Origin of the sequence: Mannheimia haemolytica (assembly GCA_900638155.1) — a bacterium.
Lineage (GTDB): Bacteria > Pseudomonadota > Gammaproteobacteria > Enterobacterales > Pasteurellaceae > Mannheimia > Mannheimia glucosida.
Genome location: LR134495.1, coordinates 1,311,479 through 1,323,296 on the forward strand (window position 1 = coordinate 1,311,479; position 11,818 = coordinate 1,323,296).

Consider the following 11,818-nt stretch of genomic DNA (forward strand, 5'->3'; position numbering starts at 1 on the left):
ATTATTCAATCCACGCGATCACTTCTTCGGTTGGCTTGCGGGATTTTTTCTTAATCTCTTTGTTACGATAACCAAACGTTATCATACAAGATACACCGTATTCGTTGAGGTCAAATAAGCCTTCGTCCGATAAAATTTGGTTTACGGTATCGTAATGAAAACCTTCAATCGGGCAGGAATCAATACCAATCAGTGCTGCACCGGTCATCATATTACCTAATGCAATATAGGTTTGCTTGGTACTCCAATCAAATATTTCACGTTCGCTGAGTAATTTCATATCTTCTTCTTGGAATGATTTATAACGCACTAATGAAGCTTCAATCTGCTCATCGGTTAAGCCACGTTTAGCTAACATATCACGCATATATGGGGTGTTATAACGAACATTCTTTTTAGTTAAAATGACGACTAAATGGCTCATTTCTTCCATCGGGTGCTTAATTCCCCACGAAACCGGAGCAATTTTCTGACGGATTTCCGGGTTTTGCAGCACTAAAAATTTCCACGGTTCAGAACCGACAGAGCTTGGCGAGAGACGTCCGAGTTCCAAAATATAATCCATATCTTCTTTGCTGATTTTTTTGTTTGGGTCGTAACTACGGCAAGCGGCACGGAAGTGAAAAGCATCTAAAACTTGCTGTTTGCTAATATTAAACATCGTTTTTTCCTTTTATGAGTGAGATGGATAGATTAATGATAACCGATTTTACAAAGAATGCGAATTTGGCTGTAATGATTTGCAAAAAAATCAGTAAAAATGACCGCTTGTTTAAAATTGCTTTACCTTAAAAATCAATCATTTAACGAATCCGTTGATTTACTTTTTTTTGCTAAAGTATTATCATCTCTGCAATTTTAAATCAGTAAAACTTTAGAGGATAGAATGCAAAACTTAGAGGGTTTAGTTGCTCAGGCAGTTGAGGCTGTTAATGCAGCAAACGATATTGCCACATTAGAAGCGTTAAAAGTGGAATATTTCGGTAAAAAAGGTCACTTTACTGCCTTAATGCAAGGCTTGCGTGACGTACCGGCAGAAGAACGTCCGGCGGTTGGGCAAAAAATTAATGACGCCAAACAAATCGCACAAAATGCACTAAACGAGAAAAAAGAAACCTTAGAAGCCGCAGAATTAAATGCAAAATTAGCTAACGAAAGCATTGATGTTTCACTCCCGGGGCGTAAAACCGAACTAGGTGGTCTGCACCCGGTTTCTATTACCATTGAACGTGTGGTGAAATTTTTCTCTGAGTTAGGTTTTACGGTGGCAAACGGGCCTGAAATTGAGACCGATTACTATAACTTCGATGCGTTAAACATTCCGGCTCATCACCCGGCTCGAGCGGATCACGATACGTTTTGGTTCGATGCTAATCGTTTATTAAGAACTCAAACTTCAGGCGTGCAAATTCGTACAATGGAAAATGTAAAACCGCCTATCCGCATTGTAGCACCGGGACGTGTATATCGTAATGACTACGACCAAACCCACACACCGATGTTCCACCAAATCGAATTATTATATGTGGATAAAAAAGCGAACTTTACCGAGTTAAAAGGCTTAATTCACGATTTCCTCAAAGCATTCTTTGAAGAAGATTTACAAGTGCGTTTCCGCCCATCATTCTTCCCGTTCACCGAGCCTTCTGCGGAAGTTGACGTAATGCGTCAAAACGGTAAATGGTTGGAAGTGCTAGGTTGCGGTATGGTACACCCGAACGTGTTACGTAATGTAGGAATTGACCCTGAAGAATATAGCGGTTTTGCTGTGGGTATGGGGGTCGAGCGTTTAACGATGTTGCGATACAATGTCACGGATTTACGTTCATTCTTTGAAAATGACTTACGTTTCTTAAAACAATTTAAGTAATACAAGCGGTTAAAAATTTAGAAAATTTTACAAATAGGATAGAAATAATGAAATTCAATGAATCTTGGTTGCGTGAATGGGTAAACCCTGCAATTAGCACAGAGCAATTATGCGACCAAATTACCATGTTAGGTTTAGAAGTTGACGATGTAGAGCCGGTAGCGGGTTCGTTTTCAGGTGTGGTTGTAGGTGAAGTGGTAGAATGTGCCCAGCACCCGGATGCCGACAAATTGCGTGTGACTAAAGTGAATGTTGGCGGTGAGCGTTTATTAGATATTGTTTGTGGTGCACCAAACTGTCGCCAAGGTTTAAAAGTGGCTTGTGCCGTTGATGGTGCAGTGCTACCAGGCGATTTCAAAATCAAGAAAACCAAATTGCGTGGTCAGCCTTCAGAAGGAATGTTATGTTCTTATTCAGAATTAGGCATTAAAGAAGATCACAGCGGTATTATTGAATTGCCAGCTGATGCACCTATCGGTCAAGATTTCCGCGAATATTTAAATTTAAATGATGTGGCAATTGAAATCAGCCTCACTCCAAACCGTGCAGACTGCTTAAGCATTGCCGGTATTGCCCGTGAAGTTGGGGTGATTAACCGTGCTGATGTGAAAGCACCGACCATTACAGAGGTGAAAGCCACGATTTCAGATAAAGTTTCATTAGAATTACAAGCACCGGAGGCTTGCCCTCGCTATTTAGCTCGTGTGGTGAAAAATGTAAATGTCAAAGCGGCATCGCCACTTTGGTTACAAGAAAAATTACGCCGTTGTGGGATTCGTTCAATTGATCCAATCGTTGATATTACTAACTTAAGCCTTTTAGAACTAGGGCAGCCAATGCATGCCTTTGATGCGGAAAAAATTGAAGGCGGCATTCAAGTGCGTATGGCAAAAGAAGGCGAAGAATTGGTATTGCTGGACGGAACAACCGCTAAATTACAATCGAATACCTTAGTGATTGCCGATAGCAAAGGGGCATTGGCAATGGCAGGTATTTTCGGTGGCGAAGCCAGCGGGGTGAGCGAGAATACGAAAGATGTGGTGTTAGAGTCTGCATTTTTTGCTCCGTTAGCGATTACCGGTCGCGCTCGTCAATATGGGTTACATACCGACGCATCACACCGTTTTGAGCGTGGAGTTGATCCGGAATTAACTCGTCAAGCAATGGAGCGTGCAACTGCGTTATTATTGGAAATTTGTGGCGGTGAAGCGGGCGAAATTGTGGAAGCAGTGAGCCAAGAAAATCTACCAAAACGCAATACTGTCACGCTTAGACGCAGTAAATTAGATTCGGTGATTGGTCATCATATTGACGATGAAACGGTAATGGATATTTTGACCCGCTTAGGCTTGAACGTCACATTTACCGATAACAGTTGGACGGCTGTCGCACCAAGTTGGCGCTTTGATATTGAAATCGAAGAAGATTTAATTGAAGAAATTGCTCGAATTTACGGTTATAACAGTATCCCGAATAACTCGCCGCTGGCTCATTTAACGATGAAAGGTACGCCGGAAAAATTACTGGAAGCCAACCGTATTCGTATGGCATTGGTAGATAGTGATTACCAAGAAGTGATTACTTATAGCTTTGTTGATCCGAAAAAACAGTCACTATTGCACCCGCAACAAGAAGCGTTAATTTTGCCAAACCCGATTTCAAGTGAAATGTCTGCAATGCGTGTTTCCCTTTTAACTGGCTTATTGGACACTATCGTGTATAACCAAAGTCGTCAGCAAAACCGTGTACGTATTTTTGAGGCAGGTTTACGTTTTATTCCGGATAACAATGCAGAATCAGGCATGCGTCAAGAATTTGTTTTTGGTGCAGCGATTGTAGGAGATAAACGTCCGGTACATTGGGAAAATAAAACAGAAGCGGCTGATTTCTTTGATTTAAAAGGGGATATTGAACGCATTCTTTCTTTAACCTCTATTCGTCACGATCTGCAATTTGTCGCAAAACAGTTCCCAGCATTACACCCGGGACAATCAGCGGCGATTATGCTTGATGGCAAAGAAATTGGTTTTATTGGTACTGTTCACCCATCAATCGTGCAAAAATTGGGTATCAAAGGTAAACCGATTGTATGTGAAATTCTAGCCTCAGCCATTGCAGAGCGTCCGGTGACACAAGCGGGCGAAATTTCTAAATTCCCTGCAAATAACCGTGATATTGCCGTAGTCGTTGATGAATCCGTTCCTGCTGGAGAGGTGCTAGACGCTTGTCGTAAAGCCGGTGGAAATAAATTAGTAGCACTCAATTTATTTGATGTTTACCGTGGTGCAAATTTAGAAAGCGGTAAGAAAAGTTTAGCTATTAGCTTAACGGTTCAAGATAATGAAAAAACCTTAGAAGAAAGTGAAATTAATGCAGTAATTCAAGCGGTATTAGCTGAATTAGCGACACGTTTCAATGCGGTACTTCGTGATTAATCAGTAAAATATGGCTGATTTATTTTATCAGCCATAACAATAAACTAAGGATAAATGATGGCGCTTACTAAGATTGAAATTGCAGAAAACCTCATCGAAAAATTCGGATTAGAAAAACGTGTTGCTAAGCAATTTGTTGAACTCTTCTTTGAAGAAATTCGTTCTTCTCTTGAAAATGGTGAGGAGGTGAAGTTATCTGGCTTTGGGAATTTTTCACTGAGAGAGAAAAAAGCTCGCCCAGGAAGAAATCCTAAAACGGGGGAAAATGTGGCTGTTTCAGCCCGTCGAGTAGTAGTTTTTAAAGCTGGGCAAAAATTACGAGAACGTATTGAGCAAGCTAGATCCCAATCATAGAGGCAGTTATCTTAGTTAGATTTAATGTGGAGTAATAAATGAAATTAACCAAACGGTGGCTTTCCTTAGGTTGTTTGTTAGCTACTACAGCGATGTTAGTGGCTTGTTCAAGTTCAGATGCAACCTCTAAGTCTCAAGTAAAAAGTAAAGTTTATCGTTCGATATACCAATCAGACCTTTCTGATCCTATTATGGCAATTAGTCGATTAAGTGAACATCAGCACGAATGGAAAGGTACTCGCTATCGTTTAGGTGGCAATAGCAAGGCTGGGATTGACTGTTCTGGTTTTATGCAAGTCACTTTTAAAGATCTTTTTGGGATAGATTTGCCGAGAACCACTACAGAGCAGGCTAAGGCTGGTGAGCGTATATCCAAAGACGAATTGCGTACAGGTGATTTAGTTTTTTTCAAGACAGGGCGTGGTCCAAATGGGAAACATGTTGGTGTTTATGTAAAAAATGGGCAATTTCTTCACGCCTCAACAAAGGGCGGGGTGATTTATTCCGATTTGGATTCACCATATTGGTCTAAAGCGTTCTGGCAGGCTCGTCGTTTATAATTTAGGGTAACACACATGCTGAAAAAAATCGGACAAGCGGTCATATTTGGACTTTTTTGTGCAATTTTAATTTTGTTTATAGCTCCAATTATTCAGAGTAAAGGGAGTTCGTTTTCATTATCAGCATTCACCCAAAAAGAGATTGTGAGCTACAATGCAGCGGTTAAAATAGCCTCCCCCGCAGTGGTTAATGTGTATAGCCGAAATTTTAGTTCTGAAAATGAAACGTTTGAAGTTAAGAATTTAGGTTCGGGTGTGATTATGAGTAGGGATGGCTATATTTTAACTAACAGGCACGTGATTGAAGATGCGGATCAAATCGTGATTGCTTTGCAAAACGGTGCTATTTCGACTAATGTAAAATTAGTCGGCGATGATTCTTTAACTGATTTAGCTGTTTTGAAAATTGAGGGCGAGAATTTACCTACTATTCCACAAAATCCAGAGCGCAAACTACAAATTGGCGATGTGGTGTTGGCAATTGGTAATCCTTTGAATTTAGGACAGAGCATTACGCAAGGGATAGTCAGTGCTATTGGGCGAAAAACCTTAACAGAAAGTGGTAGACAAAATTTTATTCAGACGGATGTTTCCATTAATCAAGGGAACTCAGGTGGTGCTTTAATTAATACTGCTGGTGAGCTAATAGGTATTAACACTTTGCGTTTCGGTAAAAATACGAATGAATTGTCAGAGGGGCTAAATTTTGCGATTCCCATTAATCTGGCGAATCAGATTATGAGTAAGATCATTAAAGATGGCCGAGTTATTCGTGGCTATTTTGGGGTAAGTACAGATTTGCTTGACACTGCAAAAATGCAAGGTTATGAAAAAGGGGTGATCATTGCTAATGTGGACAAAAATGGGCCAGCAGCAAAAGCGGGGATTCAAGCAGGTGATTTAGTGCTTAAAGTTGGAAATATTGAGGCGTTCTCTCCTTCTCAAATGATGGAAGAACTCGCTGAAATGAAACCTTATACTACAGTAAAAGTATTGGTTCAACGTGATGAACAATTACTTAACTTTGATGTAACTATTACTGAGTTACAGACTCAATAGGGTAGAAAATGAAAAAAATAGTGATTACAGTTGATGGGCCGAGTGGTGCAGGTAAAGGAACGTTATGTCATGCACTGGCTGAAAAATTAGGGTTTGATTTTTTAGATTCAGGTGCTTTATATCGAATTACTGCATTAAGTGCAGTTAAAAAAGGAATTGCACTTGATGATGAGGCTAAATTAGCCGAAGTAGCCCGTTACCTCGATATTCAGTTTTTGCCTGAAAATGGCGAAATTAGAGTAATTTTAGACGGAGAAAATGTCGGCGATCAGATCCGCAGTGCAGAAGCTGGGCAAAACGCATCGAAAGTGGCTGCGTTTCCTCGGGTTCGAGAGGCATTGTTAGAACGTCAAAGGGCTTTTAGTACAGAAAAAGGACTTATTGCTGACGGCAGAGATATGGGGACAGTTGTCTTTCCTGATGCTCAAATTAAGCTGTTTTTAGATGCAAGTGCCGAAGAACGCACAAAAAGACGTGTAAAACAGTTGCAAGAAAAGGGATTTAATGCTAACTTTGACGAGATTTTAGCTGAGATAAAAGAACGTGATTTTCGCGATAGAAATCGTGCGGTTGCACCTCTTGTTCCGGCTAAAGATGCGTTGCTTTTAGATTCAACGCATTTATCCATTGAAGAGGTGATTAACCAAGCGTTAAATCACATCTCTCAATACATTAAATTTTAGTTTGTCGGCTTTACACAGGAATTGTTTAGCTTTTATTACCAACCCCGTTTAACAGGACGTTAGATGGATGTTTATTTTTAAGAAGATTTATTATGTCAGAATTATCGTTTGCTCAACTACTTGAAGAATCATTTGCAGCTACACCACGTTTAGGTGATGTTGTTAAAGGTACTGTTGTTGCTATCCAAAAAGGCTTAGTTATTGTTGATACAGGTTTTAAATCTGAATCTGCAATTGATGCCTCAGAATTTACTAACGCTCAAGGTGAATTAGAAGTTCAAGTGGGTGATGAAGTAGATGTTGTTCTTAAAGCTGTAGAAGACGGTTTTGGTGCAACAGTAGTTTCTCGTGGTGATGCAAAACGTAACGAAGCTTGGATTGCTTTAGAGAAAGCATTTGAAGAACAAGCTACAGTTATCGGTTTCGTAAATGGTAAAGTAAAAGGCGGTTTCACTGTTGAATTAAACGGTGTTCGTGCGTTCTTACCAGGTTCATTAGTTGATACTCGTCCGGTTCGTGATTCTTTAAACTTAGAAGGTAAAGAGTACGAATTCAAAGTAATCAAATTAGATCAAAAACGTAACAACGTAGTAGTATCTCGTCGTGCTGTTATCGAAACAGAAAGCAACCAAGATCGTGATGCGGTATTAGCAAACTTAGTTGAAGGTTCTGAAGTTAAAGGTACAGTTAAAAACTTAACTGATTACGGTGCATTCGTAGATTTAGGTGGCGTTGACGGTTTATTACATATCACCGATATGGCTTGGAAACGTGTTAAACATCCAAGTGAAGTGGTTAATGTAGGCGATGAAGTTACTGTTAAAGTATTAAAATTTGACAAAGACAAAACTCGCGTATCATTAGGCTTAAAACAATTAGGTCAAGACCCTTGGGCTGTAATTGCTGAAAACCACCCGGTAAACAGCAAATTAACTGGTAAAGTAACTAACTTAACTGACTATGGTTGCTTCGTTGAGATTTTAGACGGTGTTGAAGGTTTAGTTCACGTTTCAGAAATGGACTGGACAAACAAAAATATTCACCCATCTAAAGTGGTTAATGTAGGTGATGTAGTTGAAGTAATGGTACTTGAAGTTGATGAAGAACGTCGTCGTATCTCATTAGGTTTAAAACAATGCAAAGCAAACCCTTGGGAACAATTTGCGGCAACTCACAGCAAAAATGATAAAGTATCAGGTAAAATCAAATCAATTACTGACTTCGGTATCTTTATCGGTTTAGAAGGTGGTATTGACGGTTTAGTTCACTTATCTGACATTTCTTGGAATGTTTCAGGTGAAGAAGCAGTTCGTAACTACAAAAAAGGTGATGAAGTAGAAGCAGTTGTTCTACAAGTTGATGCAGTAAAAGAGCGTATCTCTTTAGGTATCAAACAATTAGAATCTGATCCTTTCACAAACTTTGTAGATGCTACTAAAAAAGGTGCAATCTTAACAGGTAAAGTTGTAGAAGTTGATGCTAAAGGCGTTAAAGTTGAATTGGAAGGCGGCGTTGAAGCATTTATTCGTGCAAACGAAGCAACTGCTGAGCGTGTAGAAGACATCACTTCTGTTATTTCTGTTGGCGATTCAATCGAAGCGAAATATACCGGCGTTGATCGTAAATCTCGCGTAGTTAACTTATCTGTTCGTGCAAAAAACGAAGCTGAAGAATCAGCAGCAATTGCACAAGTGAACAAAGAGGAAGTTGTTGTACCTAATGCATTTGCTGAAGCTTTCAAAGCAGCTAAAGGCGAATAACTAGTATAGACTAATTTAAAATGGGTATGTTTTGAACATACCCATTTAAACTTAGAAATGCCATTTTGAATGCTTATTTTCATAATAAATGATTATTCAAAATAGAATTAATTTTTGGTAGAAATAATATGACTAAATCTGAATTAATTGAGAGTTTAGCATCTAAAAATCCAAGTTTACCAATTAAAATGGTGGAGCATTGTGTAAAAGAGCTTTTAGAGCAGTTAACGGCTACTTTAGAAGAAGGTGAAAGGATAGAAGTAAGAGGATTTGGTAGTTTTTCTCTACATTATCGGCAGCCGCGTTTAGGTCGTAATCCCAAAACAGGAGAAAGTGTTCTTTTAGGCGCTAAATATGTACCACATTTTAAAGCAGGTAAAGATCTAAAAGAGAGAGTCGATTTGCTTTAAGTCTTATTAATTCAATAATCGCAGTAAGGAGATTATATGATTAAGTATATTTTAGGTATTTTAATTGTGATTGCAGTTATTATTGTCGCTGTTACGATTGGTGCCAATAATGATCAACTTATCACCTTTAACTATATTTTTGCTCAGAGTGAATTACGCTTATCAACGTTAGTTGCGATTTTATTTGGCTTGGGATTGATTCTTGGTTGGTTGATAACGGGTATTTTTTACTTAAAAATTAAGCTTCAAAACGTTGCTTTAAATCGTCGTGTAAAACGCCAAGCTCAGCAAATAACTGAATTAACGACTCCAAAGGCTGAATAATCAATGCTTGAATTATTGTTCCTTTTATTGCCTATTGCAGCACTATATGGCTGGTATATGGGGCAACGTAGTGCAAAGAAGGATCAAGAAACCGTTAGTAATAAGTTTTCTCGTGAGTATGTTACGGGGTTAAATTTTCTTCTATCTAATCAGCAGGAAAAGGCGGTAGACCTTTTCCTCTCTATGTTACAAAAACAAGAATCTGAAAATCATATTGCGTCTGAATCCCAATTTGAAGCGGAGTTGACCCTAGGTAATCTTTTCCGTTCAAGAGGTGAGGTAGATCGCGCCTTACGTATTCACCAAACATTAGTGAATAGCCCTCATTATTCATTTGAACAAAAATTATTAGCAAAACAGCAATTAGCTAAAGACTTTATGGTTGCAGGTTTCTATGACCGTGCAGAAAATTATTACATTTCATTAGTTGATGAACCTGAGTTTGCTAAATATTCTTTATCACAGCTTGCCGTTATTTATCAAAAAACCAGAGAATGGAAAAAAGCGATTAATGTTGCAGAAAAACGGCTTAGAATAGAGCCAGATACAGATAAAATACCGCTTTCACATTTTTATTGTGAATATGCGCAAGGAGTTAAATTTGATGATAAAGCGCTATTTATTGAATCCTTAAATAAAGCGTTAGAATATTATCCTCAATCCACTCGAGCTTCTATAATGTTAGGTGACTTCTATTTAGAAGAGGGAGAATATCTAAGAGCATTAAGCTATTTCGAGCAGATTCTTGTGCAAGACCCTGATTATATTAGCGAAGTGCTTGGACGAATTAAGCAAAGCTATATGGCTCTTGAGGATTTAAATGGCTATGAATTATTTCTCATTCGAGCAAACCGAGTAAAACATAATAGTAGTGTAGATATTGCTTTAACTGAATTTATTGAAGAAAAAGATGGTATCAATGCTGCACATTCTAAACTATACCAGCAGTTGAGTACTTATCCGAATTTAATTACTTTTCACCGCTTTATTCGCTATCAAGCAGATTTTGCGGAGGAAGGAAATGGTAAAGAAAGCTTAGTTTTATTACATAATATGGTGGGAAATCAGATAAAACGCAGCTTCCAATATCGCTGTTTGAATTGTGGTTATCAAAGTTATCGCTTAATGTGGCAATGTCCTTCTTGTAATCAATGGGAAAAAATTAAGCCGGTACAAAGTATCGAAGGTATTATTCAATAAAGAAAGAATCTGAGGAATTGAATATGAACAATAAAGTAATTGTTGCGTTAGACTATGAAACTGAACGTGAAGCATTAGAATTTGTGGATTTAGTCGATCCGTCGCTTTGTCGTTTAAAAGTAGGCAAAGAAATGTTTACAACCTTAGGCACAAATTTTGTCAAACAATTACACGAACGTAAATTTGATGTATTCCTTGATTTAAAATATCATGATATTCCAAATACGGTTGCTCGAGCAGTACGTTCTGCTGCTGATCTTGGTGTGTGGATGGTTGACTTGCATGCTTCTGGTGGTTTAGCCATGATGGAAGAGGCAAAGAAAATTTTGGAGCCTTATGGCAAAGAGGCACCATTATTAATTGCAGTGACGGTTCTAACCAGTATGGAAGATTTGGATTTGCTTCAAATAGGTATTAATGCTTCGCCGATGGAACAAGTTATTCGTTTAGCACATTTAGCACAACGGGCTGGTTTAGATGGCGTGGTATGTTCTCCACAAGAAGTTGAGGTATTACGTACCCATTGTGGTCAAGATTTTAAATTAGTGACCCCAGGAATCCGGCCAAAAGGAACAGATTTTGGGGATCAACGCCGAGTGATGACACCCAAACAAGCAGTAGAAACAGGCTCAGATTTTTTGGTTATTGGTCGTCCTATTACCCAAGCTCAAGATCCGCTTGCGGTATTAAAATCTATTAACCAATCTATCAGTTAATTCATTGCATTTTTAATGAAGGCGGAAAAATTTCCGCCTTTTTTAATCAAACAAGCGGTTATTTTTGAGGAAAAATTTGTAAATGACATTAGTCTATTCAACGGAAACAGGCAGAATAAAGTCCGAAGTAATAAAAGAAGAACGCCCTAAAGGGGATGGTATTGTGCGTATTCAACGTCAAACAAGCGGTAGAAAGGGGAAAGGTGTTTGCCTTATCACCGGTCTTGATTTAGAGGATAAAGCCTTAAATTCTCTTGCTTCAGAGCTTAAACGTAAATTGGGTTGTGGTGGCTCATTTAAAGATGGAGTAATTGAAATCCAGGGCGATAATCGAGAATTCATTAAGCAAATATTAGAACAGAAAGGTTTCAAAGTGAAACTGGCAGGTGGTTGAGTTTTAAACAATTATCAGCTGGCAGTTTTTAAATAACTTCATTTTATTTGAAA

The 11,818-nt window shown here is 38.6% G+C and carries 13 protein-coding genes; 12 read left to right on the top strand and 1 reads right to left on the bottom strand.

The window, feature by feature from the left end; all coding sequences use genetic code 11:
* Position 1: 1 nt before the first annotated feature.
* Positions 2–661, bottom strand: a complete 660-nt coding sequence (locus EL242_RS06550; RefSeq protein WP_126301985.1) for an NAD(P)H-dependent oxidoreductase — start codon at positions 659–661, stop codon at positions 2–4.
* 225 nt (positions 662–886) lie between these two features.
* Here EL242_RS06550 and pheS point away from each other — a divergent pair, with 225 nt between their 5' ends.
* The 12 genes from pheS (at position 887) to yciH (ending at position 11,765) form a co-directional block, all read left to right on the top strand.
* Positions 887–1,870 carry a phenylalanine--tRNA ligase subunit alpha gene (gene pheS / locus EL242_RS06555; protein ID WP_126301986.1) on the top strand — a complete coding sequence of 328 codons (984 nt, stop codon included), beginning with the start codon at positions 887–889 and terminating at the stop codon, positions 1,868–1,870.
* 47 nt (positions 1,871–1,917) lie between these two features.
* The gene (gene pheT / locus EL242_RS06560; protein ID WP_126301987.1) at positions 1,918–4,305 is read left to right on the top strand and encodes a phenylalanine--tRNA ligase subunit beta; all 2,388 of its coding nucleotides are present in this window, start codon (positions 1,918–1,920) and stop codon (positions 4,303–4,305) included.
* A 57-nt stretch (positions 4,306–4,362) separates the two neighbouring features.
* The gene (locus tag EL242_RS06565) at positions 4,363–4,659 is read left to right on the top strand and encodes an integration host factor subunit alpha (protein WP_126302728.1); all 297 of its coding nucleotides are present in this window, start codon (positions 4,363–4,365) and stop codon (positions 4,657–4,659) included.
* A gap of 38 nt (positions 4,660–4,697) precedes the next feature.
* Positions 4,698–5,219 carry an NlpC/P60 family protein gene (locus EL242_RS06570; protein WP_126301988.1) on the top strand — a complete coding sequence of 174 codons (522 nt, stop codon included), beginning with the start codon at positions 4,698–4,700 and terminating at the stop codon, positions 5,217–5,219.
* 15 nt (positions 5,220–5,234) lie between these two features.
* Positions 5,235–6,278: an outer membrane-stress sensor serine endopeptidase DegS gene (degS, locus tag EL242_RS06575; protein WP_126301989.1), complete on the top strand. Its 1,044-nt coding sequence runs from the start codon at positions 5,235–5,237 to the stop codon at positions 6,276–6,278.
* An 8-nt stretch (positions 6,279–6,286) separates the two neighbouring features.
* The gene (gene cmk / locus EL242_RS06580; RefSeq protein WP_126301990.1) at positions 6,287–6,961 is read left to right on the top strand and encodes a (d)CMP kinase; all 675 of its coding nucleotides are present in this window, start codon (positions 6,287–6,289) and stop codon (positions 6,959–6,961) included.
* Between the two features lie 92 nt (positions 6,962–7,053).
* Positions 7,054–8,721 carry a 30S ribosomal protein S1 gene (rpsA, locus tag EL242_RS06585; RefSeq protein WP_126301991.1) on the top strand — a complete coding sequence of 556 codons (1,668 nt, stop codon included), beginning with the start codon at positions 7,054–7,056 and terminating at the stop codon, positions 8,719–8,721.
* A 128-nt stretch (positions 8,722–8,849) separates the two neighbouring features.
* Positions 8,850–9,131, top strand: coding sequence for an integration host factor subunit beta (locus EL242_RS06590; protein WP_006248556.1), 282 nt, complete (start codon positions 8,850–8,852; stop codon positions 9,129–9,131).
* A 36-nt stretch (positions 9,132–9,167) separates the two neighbouring features.
* Positions 9,168–9,455, top strand: coding sequence for a LapA family protein (locus tag EL242_RS06595; protein ID WP_172595351.1), 288 nt, complete (start codon positions 9,168–9,170; stop codon positions 9,453–9,455).
* Between the two features lie 3 nt (positions 9,456–9,458).
* Entirely contained in the window at positions 9,459–10,655 is a 1,197-nt protein-coding gene (gene lapB / locus EL242_RS06600; RefSeq protein WP_126301992.1) for a lipopolysaccharide assembly protein LapB, read from the top strand.
* A gap of 23 nt (positions 10,656–10,678) precedes the next feature.
* Positions 10,679–11,371, top strand: coding sequence for an orotidine-5'-phosphate decarboxylase (pyrF, locus tag EL242_RS06605; protein ID WP_006248559.1), 693 nt, complete (start codon positions 10,679–10,681; stop codon positions 11,369–11,371).
* A gap of 82 nt (positions 11,372–11,453) precedes the next feature.
* On the top strand, positions 11,454–11,765 hold the full coding sequence (gene yciH, locus EL242_RS06610; protein WP_126301993.1) for a stress response translation initiation inhibitor YciH: 312 nt from the start codon (positions 11,454–11,456) through the stop codon (positions 11,763–11,765).
* Positions 11,766–11,818 lie beyond the last annotated feature (53 nt).